The sequence below is a fragment of the Dorea sp. 210702-DFI.3.125 genome (assembly GCF_020560945.1).
GTDB lineage: Bacteria > Bacillota > Clostridia > Lachnospirales > Lachnospiraceae > Dorea > Dorea formicigenerans.
Genome location: NZ_JAJCNF010000015.1, coordinates 32,412 through 49,534, shown reverse-complemented (window position 1 = coordinate 49,534; position 17,123 = coordinate 32,412). Strand labels below are relative to the sequence as shown.

The 17,123-nt window shown below is 42.4% G+C and carries 13 protein-coding genes; all 13 read right to left on the bottom strand.

Annotation, left to right across the window (positions count from 1 at the left end):
- Positions 1 to 19 precede the first annotated feature (19 nt).
- Positions 20 to 2,656 (bottom strand): alanine--tRNA ligase, encoded by a 2,637-nt coding sequence (gene alaS, locus LI164_RS08790; RefSeq protein ID WP_227087009.1) that lies wholly within the window; start codon positions 2,654 to 2,656, stop codon positions 20 to 22.
- 158 nt (positions 2,657 to 2,814) lie between these two features.
- The gene (asnA, locus tag LI164_RS08785; protein ID WP_005330281.1) at positions 2,815 to 3,822 is read right to left on the bottom strand and encodes an aspartate--ammonia ligase; all 1,008 of its coding nucleotides are present in this window, start codon (positions 3,820 to 3,822) and stop codon (positions 2,815 to 2,817) included.
- 2 nt (positions 3,823 to 3,824) lie between these two features.
- Complete coding sequence (locus LI164_RS08780; protein ID WP_227087008.1) at positions 3,825 to 6,230, bottom strand: homocysteine S-methyltransferase family protein; 2,406 nt, start codon at positions 6,228 to 6,230, stop codon at positions 3,825 to 3,827.
- Positions 6,231 to 6,233: 3 nt separating this feature from the next.
- A complete protein-coding gene (locus tag LI164_RS08775) occupies positions 6,234 to 6,878 on the bottom strand; it encodes a vitamin B12 dependent-methionine synthase activation domain-containing protein (RefSeq protein WP_005330265.1) in 645 nt (214 codons plus the stop codon).
- A gap of 15 nt (positions 6,879 to 6,893) precedes the next feature.
- Positions 6,894 to 7,775 (bottom strand): methylenetetrahydrofolate reductase [NAD(P)H], encoded by an 882-nt coding sequence (gene metF, locus LI164_RS08770; RefSeq protein ID WP_117656880.1) that lies wholly within the window; start codon positions 7,773 to 7,775, stop codon positions 6,894 to 6,896.
- Positions 7,765 to 9,201: a glycogen synthase GlgA gene (glgA, locus tag LI164_RS08765; RefSeq protein ID WP_227087007.1), complete on the bottom strand. Its 1,437-nt coding sequence runs from the start codon at positions 9,199 to 9,201 to the stop codon at positions 7,765 to 7,767. The genes metF and glgA overlap by 11 nt, the downstream gene beginning before the upstream one ends.
- Positions 9,202 to 9,269: 68 nt before the next feature.
- Positions 9,270 to 10,061, bottom strand: coding sequence for a sporulation transcription factor Spo0A (gene spo0A, locus LI164_RS08760; protein ID WP_005330257.1), 792 nt, complete (start codon positions 10,059 to 10,061; stop codon positions 9,270 to 9,272).
- Positions 10,062 to 10,175: 114 nt separating this feature from the next.
- Entirely contained in the window at positions 10,176 to 11,240 is a 1,065-nt protein-coding gene (gene spoIVB, locus LI164_RS08755) for a SpoIVB peptidase (protein WP_005336615.1), read from the bottom strand.
- Between the two features lie 215 nt (positions 11,241 to 11,455).
- A complete protein-coding gene (gene recN / locus LI164_RS08750) occupies positions 11,456 to 13,132 on the bottom strand; it encodes a DNA repair protein RecN (RefSeq protein ID WP_117606100.1) in 1,677 nt (558 codons plus the stop codon).
- Positions 13,133 to 13,591 carry an arginine repressor gene (gene argR, locus LI164_RS08745; protein ID WP_005330250.1) on the bottom strand — a complete coding sequence of 153 codons (459 nt, stop codon included), beginning with the start codon at positions 13,589 to 13,591 and terminating at the stop codon, positions 13,133 to 13,135.
- A gap of 4 nt (positions 13,592 to 13,595) precedes the next feature.
- Positions 13,596 to 14,432, bottom strand: coding sequence for an NAD(+)/NADH kinase (locus LI164_RS08740; RefSeq protein WP_117606099.1), 837 nt, complete (start codon positions 14,430 to 14,432; stop codon positions 13,596 to 13,598).
- A gap of 4 nt (positions 14,433 to 14,436) precedes the next feature.
- Positions 14,437 to 15,249 carry a TlyA family RNA methyltransferase gene (locus LI164_RS08735; protein WP_005330246.1) on the bottom strand — a complete coding sequence of 271 codons (813 nt, stop codon included), beginning with the start codon at positions 15,247 to 15,249 and terminating at the stop codon, positions 14,437 to 14,439.
- Positions 15,250 to 15,252: 3 nt separating this feature from the next.
- Positions 15,253 to 17,115 (bottom strand): 1-deoxy-D-xylulose-5-phosphate synthase, encoded by a 1,863-nt coding sequence (gene dxs, locus LI164_RS08730; protein ID WP_005330245.1) that lies wholly within the window; start codon positions 17,113 to 17,115, stop codon positions 15,253 to 15,255.
- Positions 17,116 to 17,123 lie beyond the last annotated feature (8 nt).

Below are 17,123 nucleotides of genomic sequence, written 5' to 3'. Positions count from 1 at the left end.
GAAAAGTCTGATCAAATGTCTATAACTGGCTCTCCAGGACTTCACTTACTTTTGCAATTGCAGCGTCAATTCCGTCTGGATTCTTTCCTCCAGCCTGTGCCATATTCGGACGTCCACCGCCGCCACCTCCAACAAGGCCGGCAATGCCTTTGATCAGATTTCCGGCATGGGCACCTTTCTTCACAGCCTCATCTGTTGCCATTGCAACAAGGCTTACTTTTCCACCTGCCGCGGATGCAAGAACGATCACACCTTCACCAAGTTTTTCTTTCAACTGATCTCCAAGATCACGAAGGCCATTCATATCTACATCATCTACTTTTGCAGCAATAAGTTTTACACCTTTTACTTCTGTAACCTGATCAGATACATCTCCCATTGCCTCTTTTGCCATCTTACTCTTCACGCTCTCAAGCTCGCTGTGAAGATCTTTATTCTCAGCCTGAAGATGACGGATCTTATCTGATAACTGATTCGGAGTTGCTTTCACAAGAGCTGCTGCCTCTTGAAGTTTCTTTTCCATATCATCATAATATTTCAGAAGTCCCTTTGAAGTCAGAGCCTCAATACGTCTGACTCCTGCTGCAACACCTGTCTCAGAAATAATCTTAAGTGCACTGATAACTCCTGTATTCGATACGTGAGTACCTCCACAGAACTCTACTGAAAAATCTCCCATGCTTACGACACGGACAACATCACCGTATTTCTCACCGAAAAGGGCTGCTGCTCCTGTCTTTCTTGCTTCCTCGATTGGCATATTCTTAGCTACGACCGGTATGCATTCTGCAATCTTTTCATTTACAATATTTTCTACTTGCTTTAACTCTTCTTTTGACAATGCTGAGAAATGTGTAAAGTCAAAACGAAGTCTCTCAGCATCTACATAAGAACCTGCCTGCTCAACATGTGTTCCAAGCACCTGACGAAGAGCTGCCTGAAGAAGATGTGTTGCACTGTGGTTTCTTGCTGACAGATTACGGTTCTCTTTATCTACTTCCATAGATACTGTATCACCGACTTTAATCATTCCATGGCTTACATATCCCACATGTCCAATCTTTGTTCCGGCAAGATGAATTGTATTCTCTACTACGAACTCTCCATCAGCAGTCTTAATGGTACCGATGTCACCTTCCTGACCACCCATTGTTCCATAAAATGTAGTCTTGTCAACAATAATTGTACCTTTCTCGCCATCGGATAATGCGTCTACAATCTCCTCTTCGCTTGTAAGTGCTGTCACTTTTGCATCACATACAAGATTCTCGTATCCTACGAATTCTGTTGCAAGCTCTGCATCCAGTTCATCATAAACTGTAGCGTCTTTTCCAGTGTAGCTGTGAGTACCAAATGTTCCCTCTGATTTCGCACGCTGCTCTTTCTGAGCTTTTTCGAATCCTTCCTTATCATAAGTCAGACCCTTCTCTTCCAGAATCTCGCTTGTCAGATCAATTGGGAATCCATAAGTATCATAAAGTTTAAATGCATTTTCTCCGGAAAGAACTGTCTCACCATTTTTCTTCATCTCTTTTTCCATATCTGCAAGAATAGAAAGTCCCTGATCAATTGTCTTATTGAACTGAGCCTCTTCTTTTGCAATCACGTTGAAGATAAAGTCTTTCTTCTCTTCAAGCTCCGGATATCCGTCTTTTGAACCATCAATAACAGTCTGTGCAAGCTCTACAAGGAAAGCTCCCTCGATACCGAGAAGTCTTCCGTGACGGCAAGCACGGCGGAGCAGACGGCGGAGTACATAACCACGGCCACTGTTAGATGGCATAATTCCGTCTGAAATCATAAATGTAACAGAGCGGATATGATCAGTTACGACACGAAGAGAAACATCTGTCTCGTGGTCGATGCCATAATGTTTTCCTGACATAGCGCATACATGGTCACGCAATGCTTTCATTGTATCAATATCAAACATGGAGTCTACATCCTGTACGACACATGCAAGACGCTCCAGTCCCATACCTGTATCAATGTTCTTCTGAGCCAGGTCAGAATAGTTTCCATGTCCGTCATTGTTGAACTGTGAAAATACATCATTCCAGATTTCCATATAACGGTCACATTCGCAGCCTACTGTACAGCCTGGTTTTCCACAGCCATATTTTTCACCACGGTCATAATAAACTTCTGAACATGGACCACAAGGACCTGAACCATGCTCCCAGAAGTTATCTTCTTTTCCGAAACGGAAGATACGCTCTGCCGGGACACCGATTTCTTTATTCCAGATTTCCCATGCTTCATCGTCATTCTCATATACAGAAGGATATAATCTCTCCGGATCAAGTCCTACAACCTCTGTAAGGAACTCCCATGTCCAGTGGATTGCCTCTGTCTTGAAATAATCTCCAAAAGAAAAGTTACCAAGCATCTCGAAAAATGTACCATGACGAGCTGTCTTACCTACATTCTCGATATCTCCTGTACGGATACACTTCTGACAGGTTGTCACTCTTCTTCTCGGCGGGATCTCCTGTCCTGTAAAGTATGGCTTCATTGGTGCCATACCGGAATTGATCAACAATAAACTTTTATCGTTATGTGGCACCAGTGAAAAACTTTTAAGTGCCAGGTGATCCTTGCTTTCAAAGAATTCAAGGAACATTCTTCTTAATTCGTTAACTCCGTATTTCTGCATAATTTCCTCCTCAAAATTCACTAACTTATAATTATAAGTAGTCATCTTTCGTTTGTCAACGTCCGTTGAATTTATTTCAATTCAATTTCTTCCAGTTCTTTTGGTGGAATCTCCTTTCCTCCTGGCAAACGAAATTTATCCGTTTACATTTTTATAATCTATAAAAGGATAATGTCATGCTCTCTGCATGTCTGTCTCATCTCTTCCGGCCAGAGACTTGCCTGCACCTCTCCTACATGAGCACGGTCGAGAAGGAGCATACACAGTCTGGACTGTCCAATACCTCCTCCGATTGTGTATGGAAGTTCTCCGTGAAGAAGCATTTTGTGGTATGGAAGCTCTCGTCTGTCCTCGCATCCTGCTTTCTTAAGCTGGGAAGCAAGAGATTTCTCATCTACTCGGATACCCATGCTGGAGATTTCAAGTGCACAATCTAATGTATCATGCCAGAACAGAATATCTCCGTTCAACTGCCAGTCGTCATAATCCGGTGCACGTCCGTCATGTGGTTCACCACTTGCAAGCTTATCTCCAATCTTCATCAGAAATACACAGCCATATTCTTTTGTAATCAGGTTCTCTCTCTCCTTTGGAGTTTTGTCCGGATATCTGTCTTCCAATTCCTGAGTCGTGATAAATGTTACATCATCCGGTAAATGTTTCACTGCCTGCGGGTATTTGTACCACACCTCATGTTCCATATGTTTGATAATTTTAAAGATATGACGTACGGTTGTCTTTAATGTCTCTTCTGTTCTGTCCACCTTACGGATAACTTTTTCCCAGTCCCACTGGTCAACATAGCAGGAATGAAGGTTATCAAGTTCCTCATCGCGCCGGATAGCGTTCATGTTTGTGTAGAGTCCTTCGCCTGGCTCAAAGTCATATTTTTTGAGAGCCATACGTTTCCATTTTGCAAGAGAATGTACAACTTCTACTGTCTCTCCCGGAATTCCGGCAACATCAAACTGTACCGGTCTTTCAACTCCATTCAGGTTATCATTAAGACCACTGCTCTTCTCAACAAAAAGCGGTGCTGAGATACGCTCCAGATTCATTTCTTTTCCGAATTCTCTCTGGAATGTATCACGGATATACTTAATTGCCTCCTGTGTCTCGCGCACGGTCATGTGTGGATCGTAATTTTCTGGTAATATTAAACTCATGTCTATTTCTCTCCTCCAAATAATTGTTGTGCATAATAAACGGACTGCATCGCATCTTTTCCGTAGAAATCTGCTCCGATCATATCAGAATAATCCTGATTCAGTACCGCTCCGCCGACCATTACCTTGCATTCTGGTTTTTTCTTGCGAAGCTGTCTGATCGTCTCTTCCATGCTGACTACAGTTGTAGTCATCAGAGCGCTTAATCCCACCAGTCTGACATCTTCCTTTATTGCTGTCTCGACAATCTCCTCCGGCGGAACATCTTTTCCAAGATCGATCACATCAAAGCTGTAATTTTCAAGAAGAACTTTTACAATATTCTTGCCAATATCATGAATATCTCCTTTTACGGTAGCAAGAATGACTTTATCTTTAGCCTGCTCGCTCTCACCGCTCTTGGCAAGTTCATCTTTCAAAACTGCAAATGCTATCTTTGCTGCATCGGCACTCATCAGAAGCTGTGGTAAAAATACGGTTCCTTTTTCAAATCCTTTTCCAACCTGGTCAAGTGCCGGGATCAGTTCCTCGTTAATGATATCCAGTGGAGCTTTATCTTTCACAAGCTCTGCTGTTATGTGATGTGCTTCTTCCTTCAGGCCTTTCTCAATGGCAGTCTTAAGCGTCATCTCCGCCTTTGTGGCAGGTGTCACAGCCTGCACTTTCTGACTTCCATACTGTTCAATATATTTCTCACAATTTTCATCATAATTCATCAGCGCACAGAAAGAATAATAAGAACGCATCATATCCTCTGAAAGCGGATTAATGATTCCCGCGCTTAAGCCTGACTGCATTGCCATAGTATAGAAATTGGAGTTCACTGCCGGTCTGTATGGAAGCCCAAAGGAAATGTTTGATACACCAAGCACCGTACAAACTCCATATTTTTCTCGTACCTGTCTCAGAGCTTCCAACGTAGTGATTGCTCCTGTCGGCTCAGAACTGATCGTCATACAAAGAACATCAATTACAATATCTTTCTTATCGATACCATATTTCTTTGCCTCTTCGATAATTTTGCCTGCAACCTTTACACGCCCTTCGGCTGTTGCCGGAATTCCATCTTCATCGAGAGTAAGACCGACAACCACCCCGCCATATTTCTTAATCAGTGGAAATACTGCATCCATGGAACTTTGTTTTCCATTGACAGAGTTGACCATTGGCTTTCCGTTGTAAATTCGCATAGCTGCTTCCAGAGCACTTATATCTACCGTATCAATCTGAAGCGGAAGACTCGTTACACTTTGAAGCTCCTGCACCACCTCACGCATCAAAGCCGGTTCATCTATATCTGGAAGCCCTACATTGACGTCCAGGATATGTGCTCCTGCATCCTGCTGTGAAATAGCTTCTCTTAATATATAATCAATATCATGGTCTTTGAGTGCCTGTTTGAATTTCTTCTTACCTGTTGGATTGATTCTCTCTCCGATGATCATCGGTTTCCCGCCAAGTTCCACAGCTCGCCCATAGGAGGATACGATTGTCCGGTTCTTAAATTCTTTTCCAGGCCGGTCTGTAATGTCCCTCTGATCTTTCGTTGCTTCCACCATGGCACGGATGTGTGCCGGAGTTGTTCCGCAACAGCCGCCGATCAGACTGGCACCACGTTTCAGGATTTCAGCCATGAATCTCCCGAATTCTTCAGGTTCTACGTCGTAATACACCTCTCCGTCTTTTTGTTTTGGGAGCCCGGCATTCGGCTTAACAATGACGGGAACAGAAGCATATTGTAAAATTTCATCCAGAATCGGCATCATCTGCTCCGGTCCCATGCCGCAGTTGATTCCAAGTGCGTCTACGCGGAGTCCTTCCAGCATTGCTACAACCGATGGCACATCTCCTCCGGTCAGTAGTTTTCCTTTGTCATCAAAGATCATAGTTGCAAATACCGGAAGTGAAGTATTCTCCTTTGCAGCAAGTACTGCTGCCTTCACTTCATAAGTATCACTCATCGTCTCTATATGGATCAGATCAGCACCTGCTTCTTCGCCAAGTCTTGCCACCTCTGCAAACGCCTGATATGCATCTTCAAAATCCAGATCTCCCATTGGCTTTAAGAGTTTTCCTGTCGGTCCGATATCAAGTCCTACATAAGTCTCTCTGCCATCTTTGACACCTAGTTTTGCTCCTTTTCTCACATTTTCAATTGCTGCTTTTACGATTTCATCTAATTCATGTCTGGAATCATGAAATTTCAGTGCATTTGCGCCAAATGTGTTACTTAGCACAATATCACTTCCAGCCTCATAATACTGTCTTGCGATATCAATCATATCATCTGCACGTTCCAGGCTCCATGTTTCTGGCAATTCTCCCGGTTTTAATCCCCGCTCCTGCAGAAGAGTTCCGGTCCCCCCATCAAAATATATGAGTTCTTTCCCTAATCTGTCTAATATCATTCGTTAATTCCTCCGGTAAATACAATCTTTTTTACTGCAGGATTCACATCCTTCTTCATGACAGTGAACCTCTTCCCTGCCAAGTCCAATAACTGCTGTTACTGATTTCGTCGGTGTCAGCATACTGCTTTCAGTCATAGTAAGTCCGATCTTCTTTGCACAATCCAGCATTCCGAGAATATCCTTTTGGTGTAAAATACTGAAATCACCGTATCCCGGGCTAAATCTCGGACGCAGGAAATATCCCTGTGAGGTCATCTCTTCTTTCAGACTTTTCTGCCAGTTATTTAAATATTCCTCCAGCATTGCTGCTGCACAGGCCTGTAAAACAACTGTTCTGGACATTTCTGTCAGAGAATAACGCTTCATCAGCATATCAACTTCTACTCCAAGTGTTGCACCAAGCATCACGACCTGGGTACAACCTTTCATATTCTTTGCCAGATTCCTGCTTGTAATTTCAAGTCCTTCAATATTCAAGTGTTCTTCGTCCGATACCTTTAACTCAAAGATGCGATAGACGATTCTCCTCTTAGCGACCCGTTCCAGGTCTTCAAATGAATCCCGAATCAAGGCTAACGTCTGATCGTCTACCGCATGTTTTCCATATCCAAGATAACGGACCGCTTCTAATGTCCTTTTATCCATGTCCCAACATCCAGTCTAATCTTCTACTTTTAATATTGCTGACAGGTTATTCATGATTGCTGCTGCTACATCCGGTTTATTCATAGAATACACATGAATGTGATTGATACCATTGGCAATCAGGTCAATAATCTGATCTGTTGCATACGCGATTCCCGCCTGCTTCATTGCCTCAGGATCATCTCCAAACCGATCGATAATTGCCAGGAATCTCTGCGGAACTGCTGTCCCGGATAATTCCATAGAACGTCTTAACTGCTTTTTATTCGTAATCGGCATGATTCCCGGAAGTACCGGAACCAAAATTCCTTTTTCACGTATACGATACAGGAAATTATAAAAAATATTATTATCAAAAAACATCTGTGTTGTCAGGAAATCAACTCCACAATCTACTTTCGTCTTCAGATTGCTGATATCGTCTTTCTTATGCTCCGTCTCCACATGGCCTTCCGGATAACATGCCGCCCCGATGCAGAAATCTCCCTGCTGTTTGATATCTTCAATCAGTTCACATGCATAACGATATTGGTTCGGAAGTGGAAATGCATTATCTTTCGGAATATCTCCGCGAAGCGCTAATATATTATCAATCTTCTTTTCTTTTAACTTATCAATGACCTGATGTACTTCTTCTCTTGTAGACGATACGCACGTCAGGTGCGCCAGACTTGTTACTCCAAAATCATCTTTGATATGAGATGCAATACTTACAGTGTTCTTACTTGTTCCACCGCCTGCTCCATAAGTTACACTAATAAACGACGGCTTTAATGCCGCAATCTTCTCAGCAGCGGAAAGCACACTGTCATATCCTGCATCTGTCTTCGGTGGGAAGATTTCAAATGAAACCTGTGGTGTCTGATCTTTTAAAATGTCTCTTATCTTACATGTCATCGTATAATTCCTCATACTGTTTTGCAGAACTCTTCCATGAAAAATCCTTACTCATTCCCCGTTCTACAATCTTATTCCAGTCTCTCTTCTTGTCGTAATATATTTTTTCTGCATAACGCACAGTTGCCATCATCTCATGTGCATTATAATTTGCAAAGCTGAATCCTGTTCCAGTCTTCTCATATTCATTATATGGCTCTACCGTATCCTTAAGTCCTCCGGTCTCTCTGACAATCGGAACCGTTCCATATCTAAGGCTTATAAGCTGACTCAGACCACAAGGCTCAAACAGTGACGGCATCAGAAATGCATCACATGCCGCATAGACCTTGTGAGACATTGCCTCTGAATAATAAATATTCGCAGATACTTTATCCGGATATTTCCATGCATAGTGACGGAACATATTCTCATACTGCTCCTCACCTGTTCCAAGCGCAACAATCTGAATTGCATCCTGACACAGTTCATCCATCACACAGGCGATCAAATCAAATCCCTTCTGATCTGTCAGTCTGGATACGATACCGATCATCAGCTCCTTATGGTTCTGTGCAAGTCCAAGCTCTTTTTGAAGTTCAATTTTATTCTTAATCTTCTCTTTCCGGAAATTCTCTATACTGTAATTCCTGTAAATATCCTTGTCTGTCTGCGGATTATATACATCATAGTCGATTCCATTCACAATACCGGAAAGGCTTGCCGACCTGGCCTGCATCAGTCCTTCCAGCTTTTCTCCGTAAAACGGAGTCTTAATTTCCTCTGCATAGGAGCTGCTGACAGTTGTCACTTTATCTGCATAGACGATACCGCCCTTTAACATATTGGCATCATCATAAGATGTCAGCTTGTCCGGTACAAAATAATACTCCGGAAGTCCGGTAATGTCACGCACTTTTTTTGCATCCCACATCCCCTGGAACTTCAGATTATGTATCGTCATCACAGTCTTGATTCCGCGGTAATATTCATTGGAATACCGAAAATTATCCAGAAATATCGGGATCAGTCCCGTCTGCCAGTCATGGCAGTGAATGATGTCCGGTCTGAAATCAATGACCGGAAGAGCACTCAATACTGCCTTTGAGAAAAATGAAAACTTCTCAACATCTGTATACATCTCTCCATATGGTGCAAAACCATTAAAATAAAATTCATTATCGATAAAATAAAAGGTGACTCCTTCATACTCTGTCTCCAGAACCCCGACATACTGTGTCCGCCAACCAAGATCCATATAAAAATGCGTCTTATACTGAAGCTTTTCCTTCCAGGATTCTTTCATACACATATACTTTGGAAGCATAACTCTTACATCATATTTTTCTTTATCAAAGAATTTCGGTAAAGAACCTGCCACATCTGCCAGACCTCCGGTCTTAATAAATGGCACTGCTTCTGAAGTGGCAAAGAGTATTTTTTTCATAGTAATTTCCTCCCGATTCCACGATATATGAATCATTATACAGTATTTTTTTTCAGAAGAAAAGCCTTTTATCTATGTTTATATTCTAAACGTATCGTATCTGCGATAAGTGCGATGAATTCAGAATTGGTCGGTTTCCCTTTCCCACCATTCACAGTATATCCAAACAGCTCGTCCAGAGTATCTAATTTTCCTCTGCTCCACGCCACTTCAATTGCGTGACGGATTGCACGTTCCACACGGCTTGCCGTCGTCTGATGCATCTTTGCAACAGTCGGATATAATACTTTTGTCACTGCATTTAATACATCCATATCTTCAATTGCCATAAGAATCGCATCTCTCAGATAATGATATCCTTTGATATGCGCTGGAATCCCTATCTCATGTATCATATCCGTTACACGATTTTCCAGATTTATCTTCGGCTCCGAAGCTTCTGCATTTCCAACCGGTGCAAATGATTTTGCTTCCGGCACATGATATTTTCCAGCTTCACGGATCTTGTCCAGCACCATCTGATTACTGAACGGTTTCAGAATATAGTAAGAAGCACCTTTACGAAATGCATCTTCTGTAATCCGCTCCTGTCCCACTGCAGTGATAATAATAAAACTTGGATGTTTTCTGATATCATGATCCCGATTCACGGTATCCATAACACTTAATCCGTCCATTTTCGGCATAATCAGATCTAATAGTACAACATCTGGCTGTTTTTCCTTAATCAGTGTATATACATCTTCTCCATTATTGGCTTTCCCAACCAGCTTCATCTCTTTGTTATTTTCAATCATTTCGCCAAGCAGATCCAGAATTCTCTCATTATCGTCTGCGATTGCAACAGCTATTTCTCCCATATTCCAAAATCCTCCTCGATTTTATTTCTCGTTGGATTTTATTATAATTTTCTCCTTTTTTCGAATCAAGAAATTGCTGTCGGAAAGTTCTATCACTTCTCGACACGGTATTTTTTATTCCGACTCATTTATCATAGATTCTGCAAAAATGCCATAACCTTTTGTCGGATTGTTGACAAAAACGTGAGTTACTGCGCCGATTAGTTTTCCGTTCTGGAGAATTGGACTGCCGCTCATTCCCTGGATGATCCCGCCTGTCTCATCCAAAAGCGACGGATCTGTCACTTCGATTGTCATGCTTTTATTTACTTCGCCTGACCACAGATTGACTTGTGTGATTAAAATATCATATTCTTTTATTTCTCCATCCACAGCACAGCGAATGATAGCAGGCCCTTCTTCTACCTCTTCTTTTTTTGCCAGTTGTACCGGAGTCTGATTTGCGAACAGGACATCAACCCGGTCAATAGTTCCAAAAATTCCTGCCTCTGTATTCTTCTTTATTTTTCCAAGCACGTTATAATTATTATAAACAATGATTCCTTCCATACCACCGGGTGTCCCATTCACACCTTTTTGGATTTCCTTAACACTTGTCAGATATAGTGTTCCATCGGAAATATTAAGAAGCTCCCCTGTATCGATATCATGGATTCCATGTCCCAGCGCGCCAAAATGACTGTCCGAGTCCAGATAAGTAATGGTCCCAAGTCCTTGTGCATTATCCCGCACCCAGATTCCGAGTTTTTTCGTCCCATCTTCACACTGGATCATATCCATTTTTACATGAATCGTCTCCCCCTTCCTGCAAATATCTAATTTTGCTTTTTGTTCCGAGAAGGAACTTACTGCTTCGACCAGTTCATTTTTAGTATTGATATCTTTGCCGTTAAATCCAGTGATGTAATCTCCGGCTTTTACAATATGAAGCGCCGGTTCATATTCTGCACCGTCTTCCCCTTTGATTTTCTGTGTATCCAATACCATAACACCTTTTGTTTTCATATAAATCCCTACCGGCATGCCACCTGGAATTACCAGGTCTTCTTCAGAGGTCTGAGCACTCACCTCTCGCCTCATGGCATCTTTTTTCTGCTCGATCAAAAGATAGCTTCCACCTACCGATACAAAAAACACCAATGCCATAATTAAAATTCGCCGATACCAATACTTTTTCATACACTCTGATCCTCCCATGTTTTTTACAAAAAAATCTCAATCAGCATCCTGCCGGAGGCTATATCAGATGAGTATGGACTTTCTGCCACTGATACTGATTTTTTGCTTGCCATCTACAACGACGGAAAGCATCTCACATCTGATATAAATAAAGACAAGTGTCCCTCAATCAGAACACCTGTCTTAGTATGTGTATTATTTGAATTTCAATTCTTTTATTTTTTGATCTGCGCTGCCAGTTCCTGCATTTCTTTTGCATTCTGTCTGACCGTGTCCGTAATCTTAGCACCGCCAAGAATTCTCGCCAGTTCATCGGTAGATTCTTCCGCCTTAAGTTCCCTGATAGATGTCTTTGTCTGACCATCTGACACATTTTTTTCGATCATAAAATGATGATCTGCCATGGCCGCAATCTGTGCCAGATGTGTGATACAGATGACCTGATGCTTTCTGCCGATCAACGCCATCTTCTCAGACACTTTCTGTGCTGTTCTTCCACTTATCCCCACATCGATCTCATCAAAAATCAGCGTCGGAATCTCATCCCTGTCAGCCATAACACTTTTGATCACAAGCATAATTCTGGACAGCTCTCCACCGGAGGCTACTTCCACAAGCGGACGCACCGGCTGTCCAGGATTCAACGAAATCATAAACTCTACGTCATCAGAACCATTTGCAGAATAAGAACCAGACTTTTCAAATGCAATAGAAAATTTCACATCTTCAAAATTCAGATCTGCAAGACCTTCTGTAATCGCCTGTTCCATAATCTGCGCCTGCTCTTTTCGGATCTTCGTCAGCTTCTTTGTCACTTTCTCAAGCTTCTGCTCTTTTTGTTCCAGATCTCGCTTTAAATCCGCAATATAATTCTCATAATCTTCCAGTTTTTGTATCTTTTTCTGTTGTTTTATTCCATAATCCAGAATCCCTGCAATATCCGTGCCATATTTCGTCTTCAAACGGTTGATCTCATTAAGGCGCTCAGTAATTGTCATATAATCTTCTTCTGAGAACTCCAGACTATCCTGATAATCAGAAAGATCATGATTAAAATCATTTAACAGACTGTCTATCTCCATCAGCTGGCTGTACAGATTTCCTGCTGTCTCATCAAGATTACTGACTGGTGCCAGCTCCCGGATCGCGCGGCTCAGGCATTCGCTTGCACTTCCGGCTTCCCCACTCGTATAAGCATACGAAGCCGCAGTACTCTCAGCAATCTTTCGTCCATTTTCCATGCGTTTGAAGGTTGTCTCCAGTTCTTCATCTTCTCCTTCTTTTAACATGGCATCTTCAATCTCAGATACTTCAAATTTTAAGAAATCCAATTCTTTTGCACGGCTTGATTCGTCCATATCAGCCTCATCCAGAGTCTTTTTACATGTACGATATTCCTGATAAGCCGAAGCTGCCTGTTTTTTTATATCTGCAAGATAATCCCACGCAAATGCATCGACAAACCCGAGATGATTCTTTTTATATAACAGAGACTGATGTTCATGCTGCCCGTGAATATCGATCAGAATAGCAGCTACTTCCTTTAAAACAGCAATTGTTACAGTCTCACCGTTAATCCGGCTTACACTTCTGCCATCCATTAATTTCCGGCTCAAGATCAAAAGGCCATCCTCCGGATAAATACAAAGTTTCTCCAAAGCTTTCAGACGGCTTTTTTCCGTCACAGTAAAGACCAGCTCCACCAGTGCATAATTCTCCCCCTGACGGATCAGATCTTTTGTGTATCTTCCACCCAGTGCCAGATTTACAGAACCCAAAATAATAGATTTTCCTGCTCCCGTCTCACCGGTCAGAATATTTAAGCCTTCTGCAAATTCTACTTCTATCTCATCAATCAATGCCAGATTCTTTACGTGTAAACTCTGTAACATCTATTCCTCCTGCCGAACAATTTTACGAATCTTATCCATCACCTTCGGAGTATCCTCTGTCGTGCGGATTGCACACATAATTGTGTCGTCTCCGGCAATACTTCCCACGACCTCGCTCCAGTTCATAGCATCAATAGCCAGGCATACAGCCATCGCCATTCCAGCCACCGTCTTGATGACCAGAATATTCTGTGCCATATCCATCGACATATATCCGTCTCTTAAAACACGGATATATTTTTCACTCATGCCATTGCCACTTTCCTGATGCAGCGCATATTTCTGTTTGCCGTTCTCAGCTGGAATCTTGGTAAGTTTCAGATCCCGGATATCTCGGGACACCGTTGCCTGAGTCACTTTAAATCCTTCCCGGTTCAGATAATCTGCCAATTCCTCCTGGGTCTCAATATGATATTTGCCAATCAGTTCAATGATCTTAGCATGTCTGTTTACTTTCATATCTCTAATTTCCTTTCATCTTCCTTCGAAGCGTTTCCAGAAAACTATCCTGGTTCAATTTTATAATTCTTGTCTGGGCTTCTGCCTTGCGGATCTCTACCATATCACCGGAAGTCAGCTCCACTTCATCCACACCGTCAAATGCCACGTATGCCTCATCTGGGATTCCATGTTTTCCTTCTCCGATCTGTATCACGATCTCATCTTCTGCTGACAATACAATACTGCTTGTATTTAACGCATGCGGACAGATTGGTGTGATCACGATCATGGATGCCGTCGGCTCTACGATCGGACCTCCCGCTGCAAGGTTATACGCCGTAGATCCTGTCGGGGTAGATATGATCACTCCATCTGCTTCATAGGAGTTCAACAATTCTCCATTTACAAAAAGTCGGAAATGAATGACTCGAATAGCCCCTTTTCTTGCAACTACAATATCATTCAAAGCCAGATCCATTCGCTCTCCGTCAAAACTGCCTTCTAACATCATTCGTTTTTCTACCGTATATCTGCCTTTCACAACACGTTCCAGAGCTCCCTCAATATTCGTTAACTCTACTTCTGTCAGATATCCTAATGTTCCCATATTGACTCCCAGAATCGGGACATCTCTGCCACGCAGAGCACGCGCCACCTCAATAAAACTTCCGTCACCCCCAATAACGATCGCATAATCAAGATCCGGTGGTATCTGCTCGGAAACAATGGCATTATTCTCATCTTTTGGACACTGCAGACATATCTTTCCTGCCTGTGTCAGATACTCTTTGACCTGATTCGTTATTGCATAGTCTGCATCTTTGCCATCATTTGTTACAATCAACACTCTCTCTGCCATATCTTTATTCCTTTTTTGCGAGGTTTCCAAATGCCTCATCTACAATTTTTTCAATCTGAATTTTTTCATTTATATCGCCCGGCTCTTCACATTTTTCTAACTGGACAAGATATTCAATATTTCCTTCCGGTCCTTTGATTGGTGAAAATGTAAGATCCAGCACATGAAATCCATGGGTAGACGCATAGTCCAAGATCATGGTCACAACCTCAATATGTGTACTCTTTTCGCGCACAACTCCTTTTTTACCGACTTTCTCTCTTCCCGCTTCAAACTGTGGTTTAATCAGTGCTACAATCTGTCCTTTGTCTGTCAAATAATCACGAATCGGCATCAGCACTTTTGTCAGGGAAATAAAGGATACATCAATTGATGAAAAATCAACCGGCTCACCGATATCTTCCGGTGTCACATAACGGATATTCGTCTTCTCCATGCAAACTACACGTTCGTCCTGGCGAAGTTTCCAGTCTAATTGTCCATGACCTACATCAATGGCAAACACCTTGACCGCGCCATTTTGCAACATACAATCTGTAAATCCACCTGTAGAAGAACCTACATCTGTGCAGACTTTTCCTTCTACAGATACCTGAAATTCTTTCATTGCTTTTTCTAACTTAAGTCCGCCGCGGCTGACATAAGGCAGTGTATGGCCACGCACTTCAATCTTAGATTCTTCTGGGAATGTTGTTCCTGGTTTATCTTCTTTCTGGTTGTCCACATAAACATTTCCAGACATGATAATGGCTTTTGCTTTTTCTCTGGACGCGGCAAGATTTCTCTTCACCAGCAACACATCCAAACGTTCTTTCATCTTCTATAACTCCTTATACGTCTCTATAATTTTTTCAGACATACTCTCACTGTCAATTCCTGTCATCTTACGGAGCACATCAACACTTCCATGTTCAATGTAATCATCCGGGAGTGCCAGTGTCAGGACGTGTGACGGAAGCATTTTTCGCATCACGTATTCTGATACACGCTCTCCGCATGCTCCGGTCTGGACATTTTCTTCAATCACTGCAATCAGTTTGTGTGTCTGACAGACTTTTTCTATCATTGCTTCATCGATTGGTTTAATGAAACGCATATTGATAAGTGTCGGCTCATATCCTTGTTCGATCAGTTTATCTCTTGTCTTCACAGCCTCCTCGAACATATGACCGACGCTTAAAATTGCAATTTCTTTTCCTTCAAAGATCCATTCGCTCTTTCCGTAACTGATCCTTTCCCGGCATCCTTCATATCCGTCGTAAGCCTTTCCTCTCGGATAGCGGATTGCCACTGGCGAATTCATCTGAAGCGCAAACCGTAACATATCGGCTAATTCCCATTTATTCTTCGGTGACATAACGGTCATATTGGGAATATTGGATAAAAATGACAGATCAAATATTCCCTGATGAGTCTCTCCATCGCTTCCGACAAGACCCGCACGATCTACCCCGAATACCACCGGCAGATTCTGCAGTGCCACATCGTGGATTAACTGATCATATCCTCTCTGCAAAAATGAAGAGTAAACTGCAAATACAGGCTTTAATCCTCCTGCTGCCAGTCCCGCAGCAAATGTTACACCGTGTTCTTCCGCAATTCCAACATCAAAAAAACGATTCGGATAATGCTTCTTAAATCTGGCAAGTCCGGTTCCATCTGCCATGGCAGCTGTGATTGCCACAATATCTGGATTTCTGGATGCCTCGTCACAAAGCACTTTACCAAACACATCTGTATAAGTATCTCCGTCTTTTTTTGCAAGTACCTTACCGCTTTCTATGTCAAAAGGTCCGATCCCGTGAAATTTATCCGGTGCTGTCTCTGCAGGTTCATAGCCCTTTCCTTTTGTTGTCATAACATGAAGGAGTACCGGACCTTCCACTTTCTTCGCTTCCTTAAGAGCTTTGCAGAGCATTGGTAAATTGTGTCCCGGAATCGGTCCCAGATAAGTAATTCCCATGTCCTCAAAGAACATGCCTGGTACCACAAGCTGCTTGATACTGCTCTTCGTCTTCCGGATATGCTCAATCATACGGTCTCCCATGACCGGCACCTGCTGCAAAGCATTTGTCACACCTTTTTTCAGTCCGGTATAGATATCTGCCGTCCGGAGATTTGCCAGATATCTGGACATTCCGCCTACATTTTCTGAAATGGACATATGATTGTCATTGAGTACCACAATAAAATTCGTCTTCAGATTCGATGCATTGTTCAGCGCCTCATATGCCATACCTCCGGTCAGAGAACCATCGCCGATCACAGAGATAACGGTATAATCTTCATGTTTTAAATCTCTTGCTCTCACATAACCAAGTCCTGCAGAAATCGAAGTAGAGCTGTGTCCTGTATCAAATGCATCACACTGGCTTTCTTTTCTCTTCGGGAATCCGCTCATACCGCCGTAACTTCTTAAATCTTCAAATCCTTCTTTTCGTCCGGTTAGTAATTTATGTGTATAGGACTGGTGTCCAACGTCCCAGATAATCTTATCCTTTGGCAGATCACAGATCAGATGCAATGCCATCGTAAGCTCTACAACGCCAAGATTGGAAGCCAGATGTCCTCCTGTCTTACTGACCTTCTCTACAAGGAATTCACGGATCTCTCCTGCAAGACACTCCAATTCCTCACTGTTTAGTTTTTTTATGTCATTTTCCTTTTGTATTCGTTCCAGCATACTGGTCC

Coding starts and splice junctions, on each gene's coding strand:
- alaS (WP_227087009.1), bottom strand. CDS start 2,656: ATGCAGAAATACGGAGTTAACGAATTAAGAAGAATGTTCCTTGAATTC.
- asnA (WP_005330281.1), bottom strand. CDS start 3,822: ATGAGTTTAATATTACCAGAAAATTACGATCCACACATGACCGTGCGC.
- LI164_RS08780 (WP_227087008.1), bottom strand. CDS start 6,230: ATGATATTAGACAGATTAGGGAAAGAACTCATATATTTTGATGGGGGG.
- LI164_RS08775 (WP_005330265.1), bottom strand. CDS start 6,878: ATGGATAAAAGGACATTAGAAGCGGTCCGTTATCTTGGATATGGAAAA.
- metF (WP_117656880.1), bottom strand. CDS start 7,775: ATGACATGTAAGATAAGAGACATTTTAAAAGATCAGACACCACAGGTT.
- glgA (WP_227087007.1), bottom strand. CDS start 9,201: ATGAAAAAAATACTCTTTGCCACTTCAGAAGCAGTGCCATTTATTAAG.
- spo0A (WP_005330257.1), bottom strand. CDS start 10,061: ATGGGAGAAATAGCTGTTGCAATCGCAGACGATAATGAGAGAATTCTG.
- spoIVB (WP_005336615.1), bottom strand. CDS start 11,240: ATGAAAAAGTATTGGTATCGGCGAATTTTAATTATGGCATTGGTGTTT.
- recN (WP_117606100.1), bottom strand. CDS start 13,132: ATGTTACAGAGTTTACACGTAAAGAATCTGGCATTGATTGATGAGATA.
- argR (WP_005330250.1), bottom strand. CDS start 13,591: ATGAAAGTAAACAGACATGCTAAGATCATTGAACTGATTGGCAAATAT.
- LI164_RS08740 (WP_117606099.1), bottom strand. CDS start 14,432: ATGGCAGAGAGAGTGTTGATTGTAACAAATGATGGCAAAGATGCAGAC.
- LI164_RS08735 (WP_005330246.1), bottom strand. CDS start 15,249: ATGAAAGAACGTTTGGATGTGTTGCTGGTGAAGAGAAATCTTGCCGCG.
- dxs (WP_005330245.1), bottom strand. CDS start 17,115: ATGCTGGAACGAATACAAAAGGAAAATGACATAAAAAAACTAAACAGT.